The organism is Mycoplana rhizolycopersici, assembly GCF_013378445.1.
GTDB classification, from domain to species: domain Bacteria; phylum Pseudomonadota; class Alphaproteobacteria; order Rhizobiales; family Rhizobiaceae; genus Mycoplana; species Mycoplana rhizolycopersici.
In genome coordinates this window covers 159988-182307 of sequence record NZ_JABXYK010000006.1, presented here as the reverse complement: position 1 = coordinate 182307, position 22320 = coordinate 159988, and the positions used below count along the sequence as shown (strand labels likewise).

The following is a 22320-nucleotide window of genomic DNA, read 5'->3' as shown; positions in this document are numbered from 1 at the left end:
CATGACGCACATCATTATGCCTGGGCTGGACGCAAGCGACAGCCTCGATTTCGAGCCGCCGATCTCTGGCTTTGAGTACTTCAATATATTCGACGGTGCGGCCACGCTTCGCCGCAACCTTATCAACGGTAAACCAGCCCTGACCGCCGCAGGATTGCCGACCTTCAATGCAGCTGGGTGGGCTGAGTTCACCGGACAGGCAAACTATCTGCAGAGCGGAATTGCAGAGACGAGCAACCTGACACTGGTCACGCTCAGCCGGGGCGTCGGTATCGTGGACACCGGCACGCGCGCCATGTTCATTAGCAACTTCTCTGCCGCCGGGATCGGCAGCGCCGGCAGCAGCATCTATGCACCTGACGAGGTGCGTATCGGCGGGTCGCTGCAGGGCAACAATGGCGGATCTTCCGTCATTGTGTCCGCGACGGAGACGCAGAATCCCAACGCCTGGGGGTTCAGGGTGTGGATCGTTAATGCCTCTGGCGCCGCCCGTTATCTCGACCTCACTCACGGGATCGATAAGAGCGCGAATCTCACGTACCCCCGGGCGCTGGGTTCGAACACATACAGGATCGGCTCTAGCTATTCGTCATCGTATCCAGGGCGGAGCGATCACATAATGGCTGGCATCCTGCAGCGTGCAATTACGCTCGACGAGGCCAGAGCCCTCTATCCGGTCGCACAGGAGGTCGCTTCGCGGATGGGAATTGCGGTTTAATCTACCGGCGCCATCCGAGTTTCTGCGCGGTCGCACGCGGCAACAAGCGTCTCAGCCGTTGCCGTTGCTGCTCGCAGTACTTCCGATCCCATTGAGCCGTAGGAACTGCCGACATTTTTGAAGGACTCGGCACTTAACGCGGAAAGAGCGCTGAGGATATCAGCCTTGACGCGCGCTGGATTTTCGGAATTGGCGCAAAGCGCTTCTATAGCAGCGACGATAATGCGACTCTGCCCATACGATAAGGCATCCGGCACCGAGTACACTGCGAGTTCGAGCTCGTCATTCATTTCCTGCTTGCCACCTACTGCCATGCCGGTCCTCCTTCGCCCAATCTCGTTTACCGATATGCCTTAGCAGGGCGACAACCGCAAGGCGAAATCAAAGGACATCACATGACTTCGACCGTGCAGGACCTGCAGCGGCGCTTGATCGCGCTTGGCTTTCCTCTCCCAAGGTTCGGCGCTGACGGCGATCCTGGCGGTGAGACGATAGCTGCCATGGATAAAGCGCTCGACGAGCTGGTGAAGCGGCGCGGTGGTGCTGATCCAGCTCTATCGCCGGTAAAGTCCTTCCTGGCATACACGATCCCGGCCGACTGGATGCCTGATGCGAAGATGCAGCGCATCATCGTGCACTGGACTGCGGGCACGCATGTCGCGAGCGAGAACGACCGCGCCCACTATCATGTGCTGCTAGAGGGCTCGGGCAAGCCTGTGCGCGGCAAGCCGTCGATCAAGCTCAATGAGGTTGTGAAGGCGGGAAGCGGGTATGCGGCGCACACCCTGAACTGCAACTCCGGCGCCATCGGCGTCTCGATGTGCTGCATGGGTGGGGCTGTCGAAAGTCCCTTCAGTGCCGGCAAGTACCCGATGACGCTCGAGCAGTGGGACGCCATGACCTGGGCCGTCGCTGATCTGTGCCGGCGCTACGGCATCCCGGTCACGGACAAGACCGTCCTCACCCATGCCGAAGTGCAGAACAACCTCGGCATCCCGCAGCGGGGCAAGTGGGACGTCACCCGACTTGCCTTCGATCTATCCGTCGTCGGTGCCAAAGCGTGCGGCGACAAGATGCGTGCCGAAGTGCGCGCCAAGCTAGCCTGAAAGGATTTCAGCATGTTCGAAAAGCTTCTCACACCCTTGACCACGGCAACCTCTATCGGTGTCGCCGTCCGCTACCTCACCACGATCGTCGGATCGGTCATCGCAATTTTGGCTATCCTCGGCTGGCTGACGCCGGAGCAGGCGGAAGCATTGACGCGGCAGGTACCGGAACTGCTTGGCGCTGTCGCGGCCGTCGTAACTGCGGCAGTGCCGCTCTATGCCATCTGGACCAAGTCCAGCTCGGACAAGGCCGCCGAGGCAGCTAAGGCTATCGACAAACAGATCCCGGACGAGAGCCCGGTGGTGATCAAGACGCCTGCCGGGGTGCCCGATATCGTCGTGACCGGCAAGTGACACCAGAAAATGAACTGAATACCGCACGACGCATTATGAGGGCATGGGGATAGATGGCTGAGGATGAAGTTATGGAAGTCGCGGATCTTCGCGCTCGCAATGCCGCAAACGAGCAGAAGCTGATGACGTTAGACACCAGGCTATCGGCGCTCGAGGCGTGGCAGCGTCAAATGGACATTTTCAACGCTCGCCGCGACGAGCAGTTCAAGGCGCTGACGGACAGCTTCTCGCTTCTCAACAAAAAGATCGACGATCTGAACGGTACCCTTAAATGGGCGGTAAAGGTCATCCTCGGCGCAATGCTGGCGGCTGTGGTTGCCTTCATGGTCAAGGGCGGATTCCACATTCCCGGTTGATCAGCCCAAGGGTCCGCCGGGACGAGCTCGCGCCCATCATACTGACTCCACTCTCTGGTCTATGGAGTAGACAGAACTCTTGCGTGAGCGTAGGTAAGCTGCGAAATATTCGCGGGAGTTTCTAATCAATGAATTATGCACTTCCTTTTCTAGTTCGTAGATCGGACACTGACAACGGAATAGGGTCAGCGTTTCTTGCTAAGCGCAATGGAAATATACTCCTTGTAACCTGCGCCCACACCCCCCAGGGAAAGCATGTCACCGACGATTTTCATAACTGGCCGAGGGAATTTGAACTGAGAATTGATGGCGCCTGGAAATCCTTTCCTCTCTTTACCAAGGACGGAGATCCGTCATTTACTTTCAAGAGGTGGGCAGATGGAACTATTGCGGACATGCTCTCTTTCGAATTGTCTGAAAGTGTTATCTCCTCCCTAGCGGAGAAATGCTATGTATTTCAGCTTGATAAGCCCTACCTTTGCAAAAAGGGACAGAAGCTGGTGGCGTACGGTTATCCCGATGCTGGAGCGCAGTGGCCGCCCGACCAGCAAAAAGCTAAAGGTAAAGCCCTAGACAATGTTGTACATTGCACCATCAAAGCCGAACTCGGCTATTCAGGCGGACCGGTTGTGGCAAATGGAACCGAGCTCGCCGGCTTGCTGATTGGAAGCAATGATGAGGCCACTTGTGTGGCCATTGCGGCAAACCTAGTGGCAAAGCTATTCGACTAAATTACGCTCCAAAACAACAAGCCAGTTACCGCCAAAGCGCTGGTTTCCGGGCTATGAGAACCGGATAAAAATGGCTGACGCCGACAGCCACGCGAAAATGGAATACGAACTGTTCAAAACCACGGGCAGGAAGCCGTTTCCCGCCGCGTGACAGAAACGGCGAGGTTTTGGCGCCGCTCCTCCCGCTCACCACCAGCCAAACGCCTGTCCGGCTCTCCCCACGACACTCGCCACCGCGGCCAACGCCGCGATGGCCCCAACCGCGTAGGCCCACCAGGGATCACGCATCATGCGTTATCCCCGCTCCTTGAACTCCACCGGGTCAGTGTCTTGCCATAGCCACCTGCGTTCACCGGGGATAACTTCGTGGACCTCGACATAGCGTATCTGCTGACCTCGCGCCGCTTGTCGTTCGACTTCACGCACGATGGTTTCTTCAATGATCGCTTGCGCTTCGTTGGTTGTAACATCAATGCCCCGCGCAGATTCCGTCTCCTCGATCTTGCCGGCAAGGCGGGCCACGTTGAAGGGATATCGTCGTAGCTTGTTGTATTCCTCGCTGAGAAGGAAATGAACGGCGTCCTTTATGGTCTCAATATCTGCTTCTTCCACGCAAGTTCCTCCTCCGTTGAACTTCGCAACCGCGCTCGGTCATTCCATATCCGGAATGTCGCCGGCGTGAAACAGTACCTCGGGCGGTCCATACTCGCCCAGTCTCGGGTCGGCGTCACGGGGCCAGGCAACCACGCCGGCATGGCTGCCAGCCAGTAGGTGGTCCGGTGCCGCCTACTTCTTGTTTTTCTTCGCCTGTTTTTCTGCGTTTCGCTGTTCGCGGAGCGCCATGAAGCTATAGACCGGAGACTGATGGATTGACGTAGTTCTTACAGTTCGTGTGGTAGCCGGCAGAGGCTCGCGCACCCTCCGTCCTTTGACGAAGTCGTTGATGTCGTCCAGGTGGAACCCGAGGCGCGGCTTCGTCCTCCCGCGGCCGAGGGGGACATAGACGATCTCCCCTGCACGGACGAACTCTCGGAGCGTCTTGGTGGATATGCTCAAAAGCCTAGCCGTCTCGGCGGCACTGTACAGCAGCTTCTCGTCACCGTTCTTGTCAGGCATATCGCGTCCCGTCGCACCTTCAATGTCGCTGGATCGTCCCGACCCAACGAGGAAAAGGCCGGAGAACGATAGCAGAACAGATTGCTACGATTTTTGCAACTGAACTCCGCGGCACGTTCAGGTATCGTTCGGCACCGACAGCCACGCTGTCGCCGTCAATGCACTGATAAGCCGGGGATTGTTGGGATCAATTGGGATGAGCGAGGACCGGCGAAATAGAATTTCAAGACCGGTTCCTTAAACCACTCGGACACTCTTCCATCTGATCGATCAGATTGAGAAAACCAAGAATTCCGGATTTCTCGAAAACGGCATTTGCCACCGCTTTTCTACCCAATCACTCGATGGTTCGCTTTTTAACAGCTTTGATTGCCGCGTCAACTTGCTCCACCGCAATTGCCTGCAGCCCCGGCGCGATAGGCGGATAGCGCACGAGGAAGGGGACGATCGCGCGGTGCCCTAACCTTTCACTGACGATATTCGGATGAACGCAGCCGCAGAAGCTTGGTTATACCGCCAGAAACCGGATTCGCTTTCGCGCCTCCAATATGTTCGCGGAAATTTAGAGGCTTGCGGAACACATATGGAACAGATAGTGTTTGTTCCGTATTTGTTTCAAGATTCTGGTGGATGAGCCATGCTGACCCGCAAGCAACAGGAATTGCTTCTCTTCATTCACGAACGGATGAAGGAGAGCGGTATTCCGCCTTCTTTCGACGAAATGAAGGACGCGCTGGATCTCGCCTCCAAGTCGGGTATCCACCGTCTCATCACGGCGCTCGAAGAGCGGGGCTTCATTCGCAGGCTGCCGAACAGGGCGCGGGCGCTTGAGGTCATCAAACTGCCCGAGGCCTATACGCCAAGCCTGAAGGCGCGCCGCGGCTTCTCGCCATCGGTCATCGAAGGCAGCCTCGGCAAGGCCAGGCCGGCCGAGGAAAAACAGGCGCCAGCGGCAGCCGAAGGTTCGGTATCGGTGCCGGTCATGGGCAGGATCGCCGCTGGCGTTCCGATTTCGGCTATTCAGAACAACACGCACGACATTGCCGTACCGATGGAAATGCTTGGCGGGGGCGAGCATTATGCGCTGGAGGTCAAGGGTGACTCGATGATCGAGGCCGGTATTCTCGACGGCGATACCGTCATCATCCGCAACATCAACACCGCCTCTCCCGGAGACATTGTCGTGGCACTTGTCGACGACGAGGAGGCGACGCTGAAGCGCTTCCGCCGCAAAGGCGCCTCGATCGCGCTCGAGGCGGCAAACCCGGCCTACGAGACCAGGATCTTCGGACCCGACCGCGTCAAGATCCAGGGCAAGCTCGTCGGCCTCATTCGCCGCTATCAGTAGGTGTCGCGTCTTCCGGCGCGTCGGCTTATCGGTTCGTTCGCCAGTCATAGAGGCGGTGCCGGTTCCAGGGACGATCGAGTGCCGTAACCGCTTGCGTGACTGTGTAGGCGGGGCGATCGGTGGCCAGGCGCGCATCCTTGACGGGCGAGAATTCCAGAGCGCCGGTTCTTCGTAGCGAACCCGCCGTGACCAGCCGACTACCGGAGCGACAGGCTTCCAAGCCACGATAATGGGTGGAAACGACAATTTCGGCGCTGTCGCAGGCGACCCCGAGATAGCCTGGGTTTTCTATCCACACGACACGCCAGCCTGCCTGTGCCACGCCGGCGCACCAAGCCGCGCGCCGGCATAGGAAACGCCCCTCGTCAGCCGCGTCGGCGAGGGCCGCGGGTATCTCCGCGCGCGCCCGGGCAAGTTCGGCCTCGCTCAACCTGCCGCGATCCTTGCCGTGTCCGAGTTCGGGCGCCGCCGCACTTTCACCTTGCCCTCCTCGATCTAAGTCGGTGAGCAAGCGTGGCGGCTGATGCGTGGAAAGCTGCAAGGCACGGCGCCACTGGTCATAGAGGAAGCCCGGAGGCCGTGGCCGGTTGGTCGCCACGCCATCGCCTGAAACAAGCGCGACGAGTTTTGCGTCCTCTGAAACGAGAAGTTGCGGCCGGGACATCGGTCCATCGGCCATCGCGAGCGCCACCCCTGCCGCAACCGGCAAAAGGCCCACGAAAGCCAGGCGCGTGCGGAACAGGCAGATGAGCCCACCGCCAAGCGCGATGAGGACGAAGGCCGGCGCAGGTAGGCGCCCGGTCACGATGTCGCCATCCCAGCCCGAGACCCACGCCGCCATGGCGATCATCCACTCGATGCCCCAGCCCATGATCTTCAGCGGCAGCCAATCGAGCCCGAACGGCATCAGCATCATCGCAATGACCGCCATCGGCATCACCACGATCGAGATGATCGGCATGGCGACGAGATTGCCAACGAGCCCATATGCCGGAATGCGGTGAAAATGGCCGACGGAATAGATGAACGTCGCAGCACCACCGATCAGCGAGGAGAGAAGCAATCCGGCAAAGAAGGTCGATGCCGCCTCCGCCAGCCGGAGATAGGGATTCTTCGGCCGTTCGCGATGAATGGAACGCTCGCGCCAGGCGGCATAGCCGGCGACAAGCCCCAGTGTCGCAGCGTAAGACATCTGGAAGCCTGGGCCCGTGACCGCCGATGGCGTCACGACCAGGATGATCAGCGCCGACAAGGCGATGTTGCGCATGCTGATCGCGACGCGATCGAACAGTACCGCGGTCAGCATGACGACGATCATTAGCCACGAGCGGATGGCGGAAATCGCGCCGCCCGAGATCAGGATGTACAGCGTCACCATCACCAGTCCGCCGGCGGCGGCGATCTTCTTGACGGCATATCGCTCAGCAATACCGGGCAGGAGCGCCAGCAGCAGGCGGGCGCCGACAAGAAAGGTGCCTGCGGCCAGCACCATGTTCAGGCCGGAGATCGCAAGCACATGCGCCAGCCCGGCCTGGCGCAGCGCCTCGACCGTATCCGGACTGATGCCACGCTGCTCGGCGGTCACGAGCGCTGCGGCAATCGCCCCGGCATCGCCGCCGATCTGGCCGCGGATCCGCTCGGTGATCGCATTGCGCCAGCCGGCGATCATCTTGCTGGCGTCGATGGCAAGGGTGCCGCCATCGGCGGCGGGCGCTGGAGGGAGTGCCGTCGGCCTGCCATAGAAGAAGCCAACCGCGCCAGTGCCGGCGAAATAGGCATCGAAGGCGAAATCGTTCAGGCCGGGCAAGGCGGGGCCGGAGGGCGGGCTTAGTCGCGCGCGCCCCGCGATCGTCCCGCCGATGGCGACCGCCTCATGAGGGCTGCGGGCAAGCAGGTTGACAACGGACGGCGGCCGCCTCAACACGGGATCTTCCGTGCGCTCCAGAGCGACGCGGTAGCGCATGCGCCCCCGATCGTCAGCCTCCCGCGACAATACCTGCCCAGCAATGAACGTCGTCACCGGCTGATCGAGCAGCACGGTCGACAACCGTAAGCTTTCGATCGCCGCAAGGACCAGCCCGAGAAGCAGGAAAAAGCCGAGCCGTATGGCGGGCGGCAGCATCCCCGGCCGATGCCATGTCACGCAGGACGCGAGGCCCGCTGTGACAAGGCCGATGACCAGCAAATACGGTGTTGGTGCATAGAGATACCAACTCCAGGCGCCGCCCCCGACGAAGAGCGGGATGAAGAGAAACCCCGCTCCATACTCCCTCTCGCTGCGCCAGGCTGCGCCAAGGCGTCCGGCATCGAATACGGCCGACAGAACGGCTTTTGTGGCGCGAACCGCCTGCGCCGAGCGCTCCGTCGCCCGTGGCGTGGCCTCCTGCCGAATGGTAGGCAACGCGGTCGCCGGCGTCTCGACCGGTAGCCGCACCGGCTTGGCGGCATTTGTCGCAGGTCCCAATGCCATGTCGAAGCCCCTCGCCCCCAGACCTCGCCATACTGCAACTCAGGATTTAGGCCCGCAACTGAAAAGAGTTAACGCCACGCATACGCATCGAAAAAGAATGCCACCTCAATAATCCCGGCAGCTCCCTTATAAGTTGCTTGCAACTGACGCGGAAGAGTAGATATTGCGTTGCCGGGGCGTCGTATTGCATCGCACAAATGTGCCTTTAGTTCTGCTTGGCAGGGCGGGGCAAATGGGGTAGCAAAGCGGCACCGCAAGGTTTGGGCACGCCCGTGCCACAATGAAGCAATGGAGGTCCTCATGACGGGAAAGAGCGCGGACGTCACCATCGGTGACAAGAAGGTGGAGCTGCCCCTGCGACAGGGTACGATCGGTCCGTCGGTGGTGGACATCGGCACGCTGTACAAGCAGACCGAAACTTTCACCTACGACCCAGGCTTCACCTCGACGGCCTCCTGCGAATCCAAGATCACCTATATCGACGGCGACGAAGGCGTTCTGCTGCATCGCGGTTACCCGATCGAACAGCTTGCAGAACATGGCGATTTTCTCGAAGTCTGCTACCTGCTGCTCTACGGCGAACTGCCGACGAAGACCCAGAAGGACGACTTCGACTACCGCGTGACGCACCACACCATGGTGCACGAGCAGATGTCGCGCTTCTTCACCGGCTTCCGCCGCGACGCCCACCCGATGGCCGTGATGTGCGGCTGCGTCGGCGCCCTGTCGGCCTTCTATCACGACTCGACGGACATCACCGATCCGCATCAGCGCATGGTTGCTTCGCTGCGCATGATCGCCAAGATGCCGACGATTGCGGCAATGGCCTACAAGTACCACATCGGCCAGCCCTTCGTTTACCCGAAGAACGATCTCGACTACGCCTCGAACTTCCTGCGCATGTGCTTTGCCGTCCCGTGTGAGGAGTATGTCGTCAATCCGGTGCTGTCGCGCGCGATGGACCGCATCTTCATCCTGCACGCAGACCACGAGCAGAACGCGTCGACCTCGACGGTTCGCCTTGCCGGCTCCTCGGGTGCCAACCCGTTCGCCTGCATCGCGGCCGGCATCGCTTGCCTGTGGGGTCCGGCCCATGGCGGCGCCAACGAGGCAGCACTGAACATGCTTTCCGAAATCGGCTCCGTCGACCGTATTCCGGAATATGTCGCCAGGGCCAAGGACAAGAACGATCCGTTCCGCCTGATGGGCTTCGGCCACCGCGTGTACAAGAATTACGACCCGCGCGCCCGCATCATGCAGAAGACCACGCATGAGGTTCTGGGCGAACTCGGCATCAAGGACGACCCGATGCTCGAAGTCGCGATGGAACTGGAGCGCATCGCGCTGACCGATGAATACTTCATCGAGAAAAAGCTCTATCCGAACATCGACTTCTACTCCGGCATCACGCTGAAGGCGCTGGGCTTCCCCACCACCATGTTCACCGTTCTGTTTGCGCTGGCTCGTACCGTCGGCTGGATCGCGCAGTGGAACGAAATGATCGAGGATCCGGAGCAGCGGATCGGCCGTCCGCGCCAGCTCTATATCGGTGCACCGAAGCGCGACTACGTGCCCGTTTCCAAGCGCTGATATTCGCCGCCCATCACAATAAAAGCCCGGTCAGATCAGGCCGGGCTTTTTTTGTTTCAGCACGTCGATGATGACATCCGCGGCCTTGTCGCCAGGCGATCGCTCCTCGCGCATCCGCGAGTGGACAAGATCGAAGCCTTCCAGCATCGCACGGCGCTGCAGCGTGTCATGCGACAGGCGCACGGCCCAGCGCGCCAGGCTTCCGGGGCGGACCACTTCGTTCAGGTATTCCGGTATCACCGGATAGTCCGCAATCAGGTTCGGCAGGGCCCCGGTCCAGGTCTTGATCTTGCGGGTCATCAGTTTTGCGATCCAGTCCAGCTTGTAGCAGGACACGACCGGCACGCGTGCGAGACCGAGTTCGAGCAGAACAGTGCCCGACGCCGCGATGGCGACATCCGCCGCCTGAAACGCCTTCCACTTTTCGGAATTTTCCACGGTGACCGCCGGCTTCACCGGCCAGTCCGCAATGATCTTGCGGACCAGTTCCGCCTGGCGGGGAACGGTCGGCAGACGAAATTCGAACTGGACCTCGCCTGTCGACAGCTCCGCGACCGCCTCACCGAAGGCCGGCAGCAGCCGACTGATCTCCCCGGCCCGCGATCCCGGCAGCAACAGGCAAGTCCGCCGCTCGCCGCTGCCAAGCAGCGGTGCGGCCTTCGCCATCTGGGCAGACCTGACGGCTTCCACGTGCGGGTCGCTGGAAAGCCGGTGCCCGACATAGGTCGTCGGCGGCCCCTGCAGCCGCGCCATCACCGACGGCTCGAACGGCAGTACCGCAAGGACGTGGTCGACGTAGGAGCGCATGCGCGGCGCGCGCTCCTCCTTCCACGCCCAGACGCTCGGGCAGACATAGTTCACGACCGGGAGATCGGGCAGGTCCTTGCGGACAAGCCGGGCGACGCGATGGGTAAAATCCGGGCTGTCGATGATGACCAGCATGTCCGGCCGTGCGGCAACGATGGCAGCAGCGGTCTGCCGTATCAGCCGCATCAACTTCGGCAGCTTCGCCACGACCTGTGAAAATCCCATGATCGACAGCTCGGAATAATCGAACAGCGATATGAGCCCCTCGGCCTGAAGGGCCTCACCGCCGACGCCCACGAGCGAAATCTCGTTTCGAACCTGTCGTCGCAACGCAGCTACGAGGTCGCCGCCGAGAAGGTCGCCGGACACTTCCCCGGCGATGACGGCCAGTTTGAGCGACCGGGTCATTTTCCCTCTCCCCCGACACGCGGCACGATACCGGTCACGAACAGCCCGGCCCGGTTTGCCTCCTCCACCAGCCGGTCGCGGTCGAGCACGAGCGACCGACCCGCCTCGCAGGCAATGCCGGCCAGACCTGCCGCCGCGGCGCGACGCACCGTGTCCGCGCCGATCGATGGCAGATCGGCCCGCGTATCCTGGCGCGGCTTGCACAGCTTGACGAGCACCCCTTTCCGCCGGCGGGATATCCGTCCCTCCTGGCGCAGCGCCGTCACCCGCTCCAGCATCTGGTCCGTCCCCTCGGCCCCCTCGAGCGCGATCACGCGCCCGCCGACGGCGACAGCGCCCTGCCCGACATCGAGCGCCCCCAGCGCGAGCGCCGCAGCGGACGCGGCTGCGATATCGCGGCGATCATCGGCATCCGGCGACATCTCGCCAATGGGTCCTTCCGACGCCAGCAACTCCGGCGCGATCTCGTCGGCGCCGACGACCCGCACTCCGTTCGCCTCGATCAGGCGGATAACCATTTTTAGCACCGTATCGTCGCCGCCGTTCAAAAGCGTGCGAATGATGGCGGGAACCTGCAGGAGCGTGCGGATGTTCGGGCGGATTTCGCGCCATTCCGGCCGCCTCCGGACAGCTCCCGACAGAACCACGCGCCCGATGCCTTCGCGCGCGAATATCCGGCTCAGGCCGCCATAGTCACCGACGCCGACAACGGCGTGGTCGAACCCCGTCCAATCCTGTTCGGATTCGTCTGTCAGGGCCAGGATATAGGGATCTTCGCCATGAACCCGGGCGGCCTCGGCCACATAGAGCGGCAGCCGGCCGCCGCCGGCGATGATGCCCAGCCGCGAGCCCGTCTCCGGCCGGGGGGCCTCCATGTGGCTCAGCCCTTGTTTCGGTTCGGCGAGGAAAGTGCCCGATCGCTGTCGGCGGCGATAAAGTCGAGGATGTGCAGCACCTGCTCGCTGTCGAAATACTCGTCTCGGATGGCGGCTGCGTTGGCGCGGATCGAGCCGTCGCCCTCGAAGATCTGCTTGAAGGCGCGACGGACGCGATGGATCGTCGCCTTGTCCATGCCCGAACGCGACATGCCGACGACGTTAATGCCGCCAAGGATGCCGGGATTGCCGTTCAGCATGCCGTAGGGAATGACATCGTAGGCGACGGCCGAAAGTCCTCCGACGAAAGCATGGCGGCCGACACGGGCAAACTGGTGCACCGCCGAGCCGCCGCCGAGAATGGCGCGGTCCTCGACCGTCACGTGGCCCGCCAGCATGACGTTGTTCGACAGGATGACGCCGTTGCCGACGATGCAGTCGTGGGCGATGTGCGAATAGGCCAGGAACAGGTTGTCGTCGCCGACGACCGTCTTGCCGCCGCCGCCCGTCGTCCCCGTGTTCATCGTCACGCCTTCGCGGATGACGTTGCGCTCACCGACGGTCAGCGTCGTCTCCTCACCGGCGTGATGAATGCTCTGCGGATCGCCGCCAATGACCGCCGACGGAAAGATGCGCGTGCCGCGGCCGATGGTCGTGCGCCCTGAGACCACGACATGGGTCAGCAGTTCGACATCGTCACCCAGAACGACCTTCGGCCCCACGTGGCAGAACGGACCGACGACGACGTTTTCGCCGACCACCGCCCCATCGTCGACGACGGACAACGGATGGATCTTGGCACTGGCAGCAATCATGTTCAGGCGTCTTCCTTGTTGACGATCATCGCGCCGATATCAGCTTCGGCGACAAGTTGCCCATCAACTTTTGCGTCGCAATGAAATTTCCAGATATTCCCGCGCTGCTTCTGCTTGACCACATGATACTCGACCCGGTCACCGGGCACGACCGGCTTGCGGAAACGGGCATTGTCGATCGTCATGAAGTAGACGAGATTGGTGCCCGTGCCGGTCTTGCGCGCGCAGATGGCGCCAGCCGTCTGCGCCATTCCCTCGATCAAGAGAACGCCCGGCATGATCGGATGATCAGGAAAATGCCCGGTGAACTGGGGCTCGTTGACGGTGACGTTCTTCACGCCGATCGCGGAGTTGTCGCCATCGATCTCGATGATCTTGTCAACCAGGAGGAACGGGTAGCGGTGCGGCAGAAGCTTCAGGATATCCTTCAGTTCCGCGACGCCCAGGGCCTCCTTCTTTTCCTCGCTCATTCCTTGTCACCCGTCTTTTTTCTGTTGTTGATTCGCGCCGTCATCTCTGCCACGTCCCGGAGAAAGTCGCGCATCGGCCTTGCCGGTATGCCGCCATAGCGTTCGCCGGCGGGAACGTCCGACACCACGCCGCTCATCGCAGCGATCTGGACGCCGTCGCCGATCTTGATGTGACCGTTGACACCGGCAGCGCCGCCGATCATCACGCCATCACCGACAGTCGTGCTGCCTGCAATCCCGACCTTGCTGACGATGCCGCAATGACGGCCAATCCGGACGTTGTGGCCAATCTGCACCTGATTGTCGATCTTGGTGCCTTCTCCGATGACGGTATCGTCCATCGTTCCGCGGTCGATCGTCGTATTCGCGCCGATCTCAACATCGTCCTGTATGATCACCCGTCCGACCTGGACGATCTTGATCATGCCGCCCTTGGGGCTCGGACCGTAGCCGAAACCGTCCTGCCCGATGCAGGCGCCGGGATGGAGAATGACGCGGTTGCCGATCAGGGCGCATTGGATCTTCGCGCCTGCCGATATGGTGCAGTCCCGGCCGATCCGGACACCCGCCCCGATCACGACGCCCGGCCCGATGCGCGTTCCCTCGCCTATCTCGACATTAGCACCGATAACAGCCATCGGCTCGACAATGACATCCGCCTCGAGCCGCGCTGTCGAATCGACATAGGCCATGGGCGAGACACCGGAGACGTCCGAGGTGACAAAGGCAGGCCGCATGGCGGCAGGCTGGAGGATTTCGCCGGCAAGGGCAAAAGCCATGTGCGCGCGCGGTGTCAGCAGAACCGTGATGTGCGCGGGGACCAGAGAGGCCAGAGACGGGTCGCAAAGGATCGCCGTCGCCTGACAGGTTTCAAGCTCGGCCTTGCCCTTGCGCGAAAGAAGATAGCAAAGGTCGCCGTCCTTCGCCCGATAGACGGGCGAAACGTTGCGCACGACCTTTGCGGCCGCTCCCTGGTCGGAGAGTTCCGCCCCAAGACGCGTCGCCAGATCGTCGAGGCGAACGCCGTCATGCGGCGGGAAGAACCAATTGTGTTCCATCAGCATAGACTCCAGAACAGTCCGTTCTACGCAGTTCTGGACTGCCAGGATCAGAAGCTCGACGAAATGCCGAACTTGAACCGCTGCGTCTTGTCGAAGTCTTCCTTGACCACCGGAACCGCGTAATCGACACGCAGCGGACCGAACGGCGACGACCAGATCAAGCTCGCACCGACGGATGCACGCCAGGCCATACTCGTACCACGGGCGCTGTCGTCTCCGATATCGACGTCGTTGCCGTAGAGCGTGCCGGCGTCAGCGAAGAATGCGCCACGGAAACCGGCGTCACGCGCGATGAATGGCAGCGGGAACGACGTCTCGGCCGAAAGGGTGAAGTAGGTGGTACCGCCGAGCGCATCGCCATTGGCCATGCGTGGGCCGATGCCGCCGCTTTCGAAACCGCGAAGGTCGTTGGCGTTCAGCTGGAACTGGTCGAATACGAGCAGGTCGCCGCTGGTCGGCGTCATGTAGCCCGCACCCGCAGAAAGCGAACCGATGACGTCGGCATCTTCCAAGAGCGTGCGGAAGTAACGCGCCTTACCGTAGATCTTGTAGAAATCGGAGTCGCCGCCGACGCCCGCAAATTCCTGCGTGAAGGTCGCATAGATACCGTCGCGCGGCAGCTTGCGGTCATCAAGCGTATCGTAGGTCATCGAATGAGAAATCGACGAACGCACCCAGGGGCTGCCATCGACAGCATCCCAATAAGGACGCGACAACTTGCGATCTTCCGGCGCCTTCGCCAGATCCTCTTCCTCGTCCACGCTCGTCGTGTAGTCGAACTTGGTGTAGTTGTAGCGCAGCGTCGTCGACAGATCCTCGGTGATCGGCGCCGTCACGCGCAGCGTGAAGCCCCGGTTGTCGACGTCGTAGAAGTCTTCCGAATCGTCCGTGTTGCTGAAGATGTCGAAACCGGCAGCAAGACGGTAACCGAGGAAATACGGCTCCGTGAACGAAAGGTTGTAATTGCGCGTATCCGAACCGCCGCCTGCGGCGATGCGGATGTACTGTCCGCGTCCGAGGAAGTTGCGCTCTTCGATCGAGGCTTCCAGCTTGAAGCCGCCGTCGCTGCCCGTCGAATAGCCAGCACCGATACCGAAGGTACCGGTCGACTGATCCTGAACGTCGACGATGAGAACGACGCGGTCGGACGCGCTGCCCGGAGCGGTAGTGATATTGACCGTCGAGAAGAAGCCGAGGGCATCCAGGCGCCGCTTGGCGCTGTTGACGACCTCCTGGTTGAACGCGTCGCCTTCACTGATGTCGAATTCGCGACGGATGACGAAATCGCGCGTGCGGGTGTTGCCGCGGATCTCGATCCGCTCGACATAGGCGCGATCGCCCTGGTCGACCAGATAATCCACCGCAATCGTATGGTTCGCGAAATCGCGGTTGCCGCGGGGCGTGACACGGGCAAACGGATAGCCTCTCGCCGACACGACGCGGGAAATCTCCGACATCGAATCCTGAACATCGTTGGCGCGGTAGACTTCACCGGCGCGCGATTCCAGCAGCGCCCTCAGCTCGTTCGCATCGACACCTTCGACTGTCGATTCGACCGTGATGTCGCCGAACTTGTAACGTTCGCCTTCCTCGACGGTGAAGGTGATGGTGTATTCGTTCGTGCTCTCGTCCAGAACGGCATCGGAAGAGACGACCTGGAAGTCGGCATAGCCACGGTTGAAGTAGAACTGGCGCAGCGCCTCTTCGTCGGCGCGCATCTTCATCTCGTCATAGACGTCCTTGCGGGTCAGGAACGATAGCGGTCCGGACTTCTTCGTGTTCACGACAGAACGCAGGCGACCGTCGCTATAGGCATTGTTGCCGACGAAGTTGATCCCCGCGATCTTCGTGCGATCGCCTTCGTTGATCACGAAAGCAAGATTCACGCGACCGTTGCCGACATCGTAGGTCTGCGTCGTGACCGTCGCATCGCTGCGCCCGATCGCCGCATAGGCGTCCTTGATCGACTGAATGTCGCTTTCGATCGTCGACTCGCTGAACGGGCCGAGCGACTGGGAACGGACGATTCCTGCAAGCTTGTCGTCCTTGATCTTGCGGTTGCCGTTGAAGACGACCTGGTTGATCAGACGGTTCTCGTCGACGACAACGACGAGCGTGCTGCCGGAGACACTGATGCGAACGTCGGAGAAGTAGCCAGTTCCAAAAAGGCGACGGACCGAAGCGTCGATATCGGAGTTGCTGAAGGTCTTGCCCGGCTGGATGGTCAGATTGGCCCGAACGGTTTCAGGGCTGACACGGGTCGCACCACGCACATCGATTCGCTGGATGACAGCGGCTTGCGCAGCACTGACGGCAACGAGCGAGACGGCTGCTCCACCAGCCACCACCATGCTCGTGGAAAGGGCAACGGCAGACACCGCGTTCAAAAATCTTGAACCAGCTTTCATTTTCACAACTTACCTTTGTTTCAATGTCTCGCGGCGAATTCGTACCCGACTCCGGTCACGCTGCCGTTTTTAACCGCTTTTGCTATACAAGCAAGCTCGGCCGTTAATTTCTGTTTACTTCGAATCGAACCGTGGCCCAATGGTCACTAAAGCTTGCAATTACGGTAAACAGCTCCTTAGCAAAACGTCGCTTTTCCCTCTTGCCTGCCGGCACGCCACCCCTCGCCGCTCAGCCGATACGCCCGAAAGTATCGTTCCAGGCCGCAAATACCGTCAGCATCAGGATCAGGCCCATGCCGATGCGGAATGCGATTTCCTGCGTCCTTGGGCCGACCGGCCGTCCGCGAAGAGCCTCAATCGCATAGAACATCAAATGGCCACCATCAAGTACCGGAACCGGCATAAGGTTCAAAAGTCCAATGGAAACAGACAGAACAGCGGCCAGCTGCAGCAGGGCTGCAACACCGAGCGACGCCATCTGGCCCGATGCCTCCGCGACCCGTATCGGGCCGCCGATCTGATCGGCCTTCATCCGGCCGGTAACGACATTCGACAGGTAGTCGAAAGTGCCGGTGACGATGTGCCAGCTCTGGATCACACCCTGCCCGATTGCCTCGAGCGGCGTGTAGTTGACGACGCGGAAGTTTCCGGCGGCCTCCGTCGTCACGATGCCGATGACACCCACTTCCATCTTGTTGCCGAACTGGTCGGTCAGCTCCGTCCGCTGCGGAACCATGCGCAGATCCCTGTCCGTCCCGTCACGCCTGATCGTCACGACGATCGGCATTTCAGGTCGGACGCTGACATAGCGCCGCACGTCGTCAAACGTGTGGATGGGAACGCCGTCGATCGCCACCAGCAGGTCGCCCGGGATGATACCAGCCTCCGCGGCAGCGCTCGCCTCGCGCACTTCGGCTACGACCGGATCGGCGATCTGCCGCCCATAGCTTGCGAAGGTGACGCTGAAGATGGCGATCGCGAGAATGAAATTGGCGATCGGGCCGGCGGCCACCGTGACCGCCCGCTTCCACAGCGCCGCGCCTAGGAAGGTGCGCGACCGCTCCTCGGGCGTCAGCCCGTCGAACTTCTCATAGTCCGGCGTGGAGGCGGCATCCTCGTCGCCTTGGAACTTCACATAGCCGCCGAGCGGTATTGCCGACAGTTTCCAGCGCGTGCCGCGTCGGTCGGTAAAACCGGCCAGTTCCGGTCCGAAGCCGACCGAGAATGCGGTGATGCCGATACCGCACCATCGGCCGGCAAGATAGTGCCCCATCTCGTGGATGAAGACGATCAGGGTGAGGACGACGAGGAACGGGACGATCGTGCCGGTGAGGAGGCCGAAAGCATGCTGCAACAGTTCCATTTCCGAGATGGCCTCCTTGGAAAAACGGCGTCAAAGGCCGAGAAGAAACGCGCCCGTCGAAGCGACCGGGCGCCCCGTCGCCATCGCTGCCAATCCTAGCAGGAACGCCGCGAAACAGGCAAAAACAAGACCGTCAACGCGGTCCATCACGCCACCGTGCCCCGGAATGAGTCGGCTTGAATCCTTGACCCCGAAGCGACGCTTGATGAAGGATTCGAAAAGGTCCCCCACCTGGCTGCACACCGACAAGACCAGCGCGATCAGGACGACCCAGATCCCCGGCCAGGAGAAGAACGACAGATAGAGCGCGCTGCCGGCCGCGATGGCCGAGACCGTCCCACCGATCGCCCCGGACCAGGTCTTTCCCGGAGAGATCGACGGCGCCAGCTTCGGCCCGCCGATAGCCCTTCCGACGAAATAAGCCAGGATATCTGTTGCCCACACCACGGCGAAGACGAACAGCATGGCGATCAGGCCGGTTCCGTCGTCGGCGCGGATCGCGGCAAGCGACAGCACCGTCAGTCCAGCATAGGCCAAGGCGCCGGGCAGCCAGTAGCTCTTCTTGAAGATTGCCGTGTGCGCGAGGGAAAGCACGGTCGCAGCAGTGACGGTCACGAGCGCAAGGACGCCCTCGCCCGACACCGTCAGGGCGGCGGTAAGCGCCGTGGCTGCCCAGCCGAACGCATTTCCGCGCGCATCGACCTCGCCGAGACGCGTGATTGTCGACCATTCGTAGTAGACGAGCAGCGCGATCGCAGCTGCCAGCATACGGAACGGGAAACCGCCGGCCCAGGTGGCGGCGAGCACGACGATTGCGAGAATAACACCCGAAATGATGCGCAGGCGCAGTTCTGTGCTCATCAGGAGCCTACAGCCAGGGTCGGCGCTGCGGCCGTTACGCCGCCGAAGCGGCGCTCGCGCCCGGCATAGTTCCTAAGTGCATCGAGAAAGGTTTCCCGGGAAAAGTCGGGCCAGAAATCGGGTATGAACATGAGCTCCGCATATGCAGCCTGCCACAGCAGGAAATTCGACAGCCGCTCCTCCCCGCTCGTGCGGATGATGAGGTCGGGGTCGGGGATATCGGCCGTATCGAGCCGGGCGCTTATGCGTTCCGGCGTCACGTCCGCGGGATGCAGGATCCCAGCCGCGAGGTCTCCCGCAAGGGAGCGCACAGCGCGTGCGATCTCGTCGCGGGCGCCGTAGTTGAAGGCAATCACCAGCGTGATCGCGGTATTATCGCGCGTGCGCTCCTCCGCCTCGAGTAGAAGAGGCAGAATGTCGCTACGCAAGTTGGACCGGTCGCCGATTACGCGTATGCGTACATTTTCCTTGTGCAGCGTCTGCAGATCACGGCGAACGAACGTCTTCAGCAGCCCCATGAGGTCGCTGACCTCGCTTTCCGGCCGGCTCCAGTTCTCCGAGGAGAAAGCAAACAGGGTCAGGTATTCGACACCGAGATCGGCGGCGGTGCGAACTGCCTCGCGAACAGCCTCGACCCCCTTACGATGGCCCATGCTGCGCGGCAGGCCACGAACACTTGCCCAGCGCCCGTTGCCATCCATGATGATGGCGACGTGGCGCGGAATGTTCTTCAAAGCATGTTTGGTCATCGACAATCCGTGAAAGAAGACGGGAAACCGGGCAAGCCTTCAAACTAGACTTGCATGATTTCTTTTTCCTTCTCGGCAAGCAAGCGATCGATATCGGAAATCATATCGTCGGTCATCTTTTGGACCTTCTCGGATTGGCTGCGGCTGATGTCCTGGCCGATATCGCCATCCTTCTCGGCCTTCTTAAGTTCGTCCATGCCGTCACGACGCACGTGACGAATGGCAACCTTGCCCTTTTCCGCATAATCGTGCGCGATCTTGACCAGCGAGCGGCGACGCTCTTCGTTCAGTTCCGGCAGCGGGATGCGGAGGTTCTGGCCGTCGACGATCGGGTTGAGGCCGAGATTGGATTCGCGGATGGCCCGGTCGACGGCGCCGACCATCGACTTGTCCCATATCGATACGGCCAGCATGCGCGGCTCGGGAACGGTGATGTTGGCCACCTGGTTCAGCGGCATACGCGAACCATAGGCCTCGACCGTCACCGGATCGAGAACGTTGGCCGAGGCGCGGCCCGTACGCAGCGATGCGATATCGTGCTTGAACGCGGAAATGGCGCCATCCATGCGGCGCTTCAGTTCCTTCAGATCAACACCTTCACTCATAGCTTGGAACTCCCGTTATAAGGAAACGATGCGCCGTGCGGCGCCGTCTCGGAATCAGTTGTCGGATACGATGGTCCCGCGGCCGCCGCCGGTCAATATTTGTGCAAAACCACCCTTCTCGTGGATCGAGAAGACGACGATCGGAATGGCGTTTTCACGCGCCAGCGCAACGGCGGCAATGTCCATCACGGCCAGCCCCTTTTCCAGCACTTCGCCATGCGTCAGCCGGTCGAAGCGCGTGGCATCGGGAAACTTCTTCGGATCGGCTGAGTAGATACCATCCACCTGTGTGCCCTTGAAGATGGCTTCGGCGCCGATCTCGGCTGCACGCAGTGCTGCAGCGGAATCGGTGGTGAAGAACGGATTGCCAGTGCCGCCAGCAAAGATCACCACCCGTCCCTGCGACAGATGGTGCAGCGTCGCGCGCTGCGAGAAGCTCTCGCAGATCTCCGGCATGGCAATTGCGGACAACACCACCGTGTCGATATCGAGCTTGCGCAGCGACGTCGCCAGCGCAAGCGCGTTGATCACGGTGGCCAGCATGCCCATGTGGTCACCCGTCACGCGGTCTCCGCCCTTGGAGGCGACTGCCACGCCGCGAAAGATGTTACCGCCGCCGACGACGACGCCGACCTCGACGCCCAGCGCCCGCGCTTCGGCGATGTCGGAGGCGATCCGGTCAGCCACCGCGACGTCGATGCCGAACCCTTGCGACCCCATCAGCGCCTCGCCCGAGGCTTTCAGCAGCACGCGTTTGTAGATCGGATTGGCGGACATTGGCGCTCCTGGCTCTTGTTATGAACTTCGTGGCGAAGCGGTTGCGGCAGCAGCGGGGCGCGCGCGATGGCGCGCGCGGCGCCCAAACTTCACCGTCAGCCGGATACACGAAGGGCACCGCGTTGTCACGCGATGCCCCATTCTTTTCCAAAGTCCTTGGTCTTTTCCCAAATCGGGTAAGGAAGATCAGCCCTTGGCGACGGCTGCGACTTCGGCAGCGAAGTCGGATTCTTCCTTCTCGACGCCTTCGCCGAGCAGCAGGCGCGCCATGCCGACGACTTCGATCGATGCACCGGCAAGCTTCTCGGCGTCCTTGACGGCCTGGCCTACGGTGATTTCCGGGTTCATGACGAAAGCCTGCGAGAGAAGAGCGACTTCCTCGAAGAACTTGCGCATGCGGCCTTCGACCATCTTCTCGATGATGTTGTCCGGCTTGCCGGAAGCACGCGACTGTTCGATGAAGACGTTGCGCTCGCGCTCGGCGACGGCCGGATCGACTTCTTCGGCACGGATTGCAAGCGGGTTGGTGGCAGCGACGTGCATGGCGACCTGACGGCCGACCGAGTACAGCACTTCCTTGTCACCGACCGACTTCAGCGCGACGAGGACGCCGAGCTTGCCGATGCCGTCGCCGGCAGCGTTGTGGATGTAGGTCGCAACCACGCCGTCTTCGACCTGCAGCAGGGCTGCACGGCGGAGCGTCATGTTTTCGCCGATGGTGGCGATCGCGTCCTTGATCGAGTCCTCGACGGACTTGCCGGTTGCCGGATAAGTCGCCTTGGCGATCGCCTCGACGGTGCCGTCGGTCGAAAGCGCGACGTTCGCAACGCCGCGGACGAGTTCCTGGAAGGCCTCGTTGCGGGCAACGAAGTCGGTCTCGGAGTTGATTTCGACGGCTACGGCCTTCACGCCGCCGCTGACGATGCCGATCAGGCCTTCAGCTGCGGTGCGGCCGGACTTCTTGTCGGCCTTGGCGATGCCCTTGGCGCGCAGCCAGTCAATTGCGGCTTCCATGTCGCCATTGGTCTCGTTCAGGGCCTTCTTGCAATCCATCATGCCTGCGCCGGACTTTTCGCGCAGTTCCTTCACCATTGCTGCAGTGATTTCCATCGTCTCGCCTCTTTGCGGGTTCTGCGCACCGTTTCACGGAAATTGGACAATTCCCGCGCGACGCTAGCGCGATTTCAATTCAATGGCGCCGTTGGCCGCGTCCCGCGGACAAGACCAGCGTGGCGGCAGCCAATCCACCTTGCGCATGACAGGGTGATGACGGATCAGCCCCTGCCGCGCCATGATCGCGCGGATCTCGCGCGCATCTGTGGCAAAACAGAC

General features: G+C 61.4%; 23 protein-coding genes. 7 read left to right on the top strand and 16 right to left on the bottom strand.

Annotated elements, in window-relative coordinates; genetic code table 11:
- Nucleotide 1: 1 nt before the first annotated feature.
- Nucleotides 2-718 carry a hypothetical protein gene (locus HV823_RS11900; protein WP_176949937.1) on the top strand — a complete coding sequence of 239 codons (717 nt, stop codon included), beginning with the start codon at nt 2-4 and terminating at the stop codon, nt 716-718.
- Here HV823_RS11900 and HV823_RS11895 read toward each other — a convergent pair.
- Nucleotides 715-1032, bottom strand: coding sequence for a hypothetical protein (locus HV823_RS11895; RefSeq protein ID WP_176949936.1), 318 nt, complete (start codon nt 1030-1032; stop codon nt 715-717). The two genes, HV823_RS11900 and HV823_RS11895, sit on opposite strands and share 4 nt — an antisense overlap.
- A gap of 81 nt (nt 1033-1113) precedes the next feature.
- Here HV823_RS11895 and HV823_RS11890 point away from each other — a divergent pair, with 81 nt between their 5' ends.
- From HV823_RS11890 to HV823_RS11875, 4 genes are all read left to right on the top strand, one after another.
- Nucleotides 1114-1824 (top strand): peptidoglycan recognition protein family protein, encoded by a 711-nt coding sequence (locus tag HV823_RS11890; protein ID WP_176949935.1) that lies wholly within the window; start codon nt 1114-1116, stop codon nt 1822-1824.
- Nucleotides 1825-1836: 12 nt separating this feature from the next.
- Nucleotides 1837-2178: a hypothetical protein gene (locus HV823_RS11885; protein ID WP_176949934.1), complete on the top strand. Its 342-nt coding sequence runs from the start codon at nt 1837-1839 to the stop codon at nt 2176-2178.
- 53 nt (nt 2179-2231) lie between these two features.
- Nucleotides 2232-2534, top strand: coding sequence for a hemolysin XhlA family protein (locus HV823_RS11880; RefSeq protein ID WP_246301188.1), 303 nt, complete (start codon nt 2232-2234; stop codon nt 2532-2534).
- A 128-nt stretch (nt 2535-2662) separates the two neighbouring features.
- Nucleotides 2663-3265: a S1 family serine peptidase gene (locus HV823_RS11875; protein ID WP_176949933.1), complete on the top strand. Its 603-nt coding sequence runs from the start codon at nt 2663-2665 to the stop codon at nt 3263-3265.
- Between the two features lie 294 nt (nt 3266-3559).
- On the opposite strand, the gene HV823_RS11870 is transcribed toward HV823_RS11875, so the two are convergent.
- Complete coding sequence (locus tag HV823_RS11870) at nt 3560-3877, bottom strand: hypothetical protein (protein ID WP_176949932.1); 318 nt, start codon at nt 3875-3877, stop codon at nt 3560-3562.
- Nucleotides 3878-4051: 174 nt separating this feature from the next.
- On the bottom strand, nt 4052-4381 hold the full coding sequence (locus tag HV823_RS11865) for a helix-turn-helix domain-containing protein (RefSeq protein ID WP_176949931.1): 330 nt from the start codon (nt 4379-4381) through the stop codon (nt 4052-4054).
- Between the two features lie 637 nt (nt 4382-5018).
- On the opposite strand from HV823_RS11865, the gene lexA reads away from it, so the two are divergent.
- Nucleotides 5019-5729 (top strand): transcriptional repressor LexA, encoded by a 711-nt coding sequence (lexA, locus tag HV823_RS11860; RefSeq protein WP_176949930.1) that lies wholly within the window; start codon nt 5019-5021, stop codon nt 5727-5729.
- Between the two features lie 25 nt (nt 5730-5754).
- Here lexA and HV823_RS11855 read toward each other — a convergent pair whose 3' ends face one another.
- Nucleotides 5755-8199: a ComEC/Rec2 family competence protein gene (locus tag HV823_RS11855; RefSeq protein WP_176949929.1), complete on the bottom strand. Its 2445-nt coding sequence runs from the start codon at nt 8197-8199 to the stop codon at nt 5755-5757.
- Nucleotides 8200-8499: 300 nt separating this feature from the next.
- Here HV823_RS11855 and gltA point away from each other — a divergent pair, with 300 nt between their 5' ends.
- Nucleotides 8500-9789: a citrate synthase gene (gene gltA / locus HV823_RS11850; protein WP_176949928.1), complete on the top strand. Its 1290-nt coding sequence runs from the start codon at nt 8500-8502 to the stop codon at nt 9787-9789.
- A gap of 30 nt (nt 9790-9819) precedes the next feature.
- Here the strand turns inward: gltA and lpxB are convergent, their stop codons facing one another.
- The 12 genes from lpxB to tsf all read right to left on the bottom strand — a co-directional run bounded on the left by lpxB (nt 9820) and on the right by tsf (nt 22098).
- Complete coding sequence (gene lpxB / locus HV823_RS11845) at nt 9820-11004, bottom strand: lipid-A-disaccharide synthase (protein WP_176949927.1); 1185 nt, start codon at nt 11002-11004, stop codon at nt 9820-9822.
- Nucleotides 11001-11879, bottom strand: a complete 879-nt coding sequence (locus tag HV823_RS11840) for an LpxI family protein (protein WP_176949926.1) — start codon at nt 11877-11879, stop codon at nt 11001-11003. Before HV823_RS11840 ends, lpxB begins: the two co-directional genes overlap by 4 nt.
- A gap of 5 nt (nt 11880-11884) precedes the next feature.
- Complete coding sequence (gene lpxA / locus HV823_RS11835) at nt 11885-12700, bottom strand: acyl-ACP--UDP-N-acetylglucosamine O-acyltransferase (RefSeq protein WP_176950082.1); 816 nt, start codon at nt 12698-12700, stop codon at nt 11885-11887.
- Nucleotides 12697-13164 (bottom strand): 3-hydroxyacyl-ACP dehydratase FabZ, encoded by a 468-nt coding sequence (gene fabZ, locus HV823_RS11830; protein WP_176949925.1) that lies wholly within the window; start codon nt 13162-13164, stop codon nt 12697-12699. The genes lpxA and fabZ overlap by 4 nt, the downstream gene beginning before the upstream one ends.
- Nucleotides 13161-14222, bottom strand: coding sequence for a UDP-3-O-(3-hydroxymyristoyl)glucosamine N-acyltransferase (lpxD, locus tag HV823_RS11825; protein ID WP_176949924.1), 1062 nt, complete (start codon nt 14220-14222; stop codon nt 13161-13163). Before lpxD ends, fabZ begins: the two co-directional genes overlap by 4 nt.
- A gap of 50 nt (nt 14223-14272) precedes the next feature.
- Nucleotides 14273-16633, bottom strand: coding sequence for an outer membrane protein assembly factor BamA (gene bamA / locus HV823_RS11820; protein ID WP_176949923.1), 2361 nt, complete (start codon nt 16631-16633; stop codon nt 14273-14275).
- Between the two features lie 229 nt (nt 16634-16862).
- Nucleotides 16863-17996 (bottom strand): RIP metalloprotease RseP, encoded by a 1134-nt coding sequence (gene rseP, locus HV823_RS11815; RefSeq protein WP_176949922.1) that lies wholly within the window; start codon nt 17994-17996, stop codon nt 16863-16865.
- A 30-nt stretch (nt 17997-18026) separates the two neighbouring features.
- The gene (locus HV823_RS11810; protein ID WP_176949921.1) at nt 18027-18857 is read right to left on the bottom strand and encodes a phosphatidate cytidylyltransferase; all 831 of its coding nucleotides are present in this window, start codon (nt 18855-18857) and stop codon (nt 18027-18029) included.
- The gene (locus tag HV823_RS11805; protein WP_176949920.1) at nt 18857-19606 is read right to left on the bottom strand and encodes an isoprenyl transferase; all 750 of its coding nucleotides are present in this window, start codon (nt 19604-19606) and stop codon (nt 18857-18859) included. The genes HV823_RS11810 and HV823_RS11805 overlap by 1 nt, the downstream gene beginning before the upstream one ends.
- 44 nt (nt 19607-19650) lie before the next feature.
- The gene (frr, locus tag HV823_RS11800; RefSeq protein ID WP_176949919.1) at nt 19651-20211 is read right to left on the bottom strand and encodes a ribosome recycling factor; all 561 of its coding nucleotides are present in this window, start codon (nt 20209-20211) and stop codon (nt 19651-19653) included.
- Between the two features lie 54 nt (nt 20212-20265).
- The gene (pyrH, locus tag HV823_RS11795) at nt 20266-20988 is read right to left on the bottom strand and encodes a UMP kinase (protein WP_176949918.1); all 723 of its coding nucleotides are present in this window, start codon (nt 20986-20988) and stop codon (nt 20266-20268) included.
- A 186-nt stretch (nt 20989-21174) separates the two neighbouring features.
- Nucleotides 21175-22098 (bottom strand): translation elongation factor Ts, encoded by a 924-nt coding sequence (tsf, locus tag HV823_RS11790; RefSeq protein ID WP_097138495.1) that lies wholly within the window; start codon nt 22096-22098, stop codon nt 21175-21177.
- Nucleotides 22099-22320 lie beyond the last annotated feature (222 nt).

What these genes read in the sequence shown, in the direction of transcription:
- HV823_RS11900 (WP_176949937.1), top strand. Translation starts at nt 2, where the DNA reads ATGACGCACATCATTATGCCTGGGCTGGACGCAAGCGACAGCCTCGAT.
- HV823_RS11895 (WP_176949936.1), bottom strand. Translation starts at nt 1,032, where the DNA reads ATGGCAGTAGGTGGCAAGCAGGAAATGAATGACGAGCTCGAACTCGCA.
- HV823_RS11890 (WP_176949935.1), top strand. Translation starts at nt 1,114, where the DNA reads ATGACTTCGACCGTGCAGGACCTGCAGCGGCGCTTGATCGCGCTTGGC.
- HV823_RS11885 (WP_176949934.1), top strand. Translation starts at nt 1,837, where the DNA reads ATGTTCGAAAAGCTTCTCACACCCTTGACCACGGCAACCTCTATCGGT.
- HV823_RS11880 (WP_246301188.1), top strand. Translation starts at nt 2,232, where the DNA reads ATGGCTGAGGATGAAGTTATGGAAGTCGCGGATCTTCGCGCTCGCAAT.
- HV823_RS11875 (WP_176949933.1), top strand. Translation starts at nt 2,663, where the DNA reads ATGAATTATGCACTTCCTTTTCTAGTTCGTAGATCGGACACTGACAAC.
- HV823_RS11865 (WP_176949931.1), bottom strand. Translation starts at nt 4,381, where the DNA reads ATGCCTGACAAGAACGGTGACGAGAAGCTGCTGTACAGTGCCGCCGAG.
- lexA (WP_176949930.1), top strand. Translation starts at nt 5,019, where the DNA reads ATGCTGACCCGCAAGCAACAGGAATTGCTTCTCTTCATTCACGAACGG.
- HV823_RS11855 (WP_176949929.1), bottom strand. Translation starts at nt 8,199, where the DNA reads ATGGCATTGGGACCTGCGACAAATGCCGCCAAGCCGGTGCGGCTACCG.
- gltA (WP_176949928.1), top strand. Translation starts at nt 8,500, where the DNA reads ATGACGGGAAAGAGCGCGGACGTCACCATCGGTGACAAGAAGGTGGAG.
- lpxB (WP_176949927.1), bottom strand. Translation starts at nt 11,004, where the DNA reads ATGACCCGGTCGCTCAAACTGGCCGTCATCGCCGGGGAAGTGTCCGGC.
- HV823_RS11840 (WP_176949926.1), bottom strand. Translation starts at nt 11,879, where the DNA reads ATGGAGGCCCCCCGGCCGGAGACGGGCTCGCGGCTGGGCATCATCGCC.
- fabZ (WP_176949925.1), bottom strand. Translation starts at nt 13,164, where the DNA reads ATGAGCGAGGAAAAGAAGGAGGCCCTGGGCGTCGCGGAACTGAAGGAT.
- lpxD (WP_176949924.1), bottom strand. Translation starts at nt 14,222, where the DNA reads ATGGAACACAATTGGTTCTTCCCGCCGCATGACGGCGTTCGCCTCGAC.
- bamA (WP_176949923.1), bottom strand. Translation starts at nt 16,633, where the DNA reads ATGAAAGCTGGTTCAAGATTTTTGAACGCGGTGTCTGCCGTTGCCCTT.
- rseP (WP_176949922.1), bottom strand. Translation starts at nt 17,996, where the DNA reads ATGGAACTGTTGCAGCATGCTTTCGGCCTCCTCACCGGCACGATCGTC.
- HV823_RS11810 (WP_176949921.1), bottom strand. Translation starts at nt 18,857, where the DNA reads ATGAGCACAGAACTGCGCCTGCGCATCATTTCGGGTGTTATTCTCGCA.
- HV823_RS11805 (WP_176949920.1), bottom strand. Translation starts at nt 19,606, where the DNA reads ATGACCAAACATGCTTTGAAGAACATTCCGCGCCACGTCGCCATCATC.
- frr (WP_176949919.1), bottom strand. Translation starts at nt 20,211, where the DNA reads ATGAGTGAAGGTGTTGATCTGAAGGAACTGAAGCGCCGCATGGATGGC.
- pyrH (WP_176949918.1), bottom strand. Translation starts at nt 20,988, where the DNA reads ATGTCCGCCAATCCGATCTACAAACGCGTGCTGCTGAAAGCCTCGGGC.
- tsf (WP_097138495.1), bottom strand. Translation starts at nt 22,098, where the DNA reads ATGGAAATCACTGCAGCAATGGTGAAGGAACTGCGCGAAAAGTCCGGC.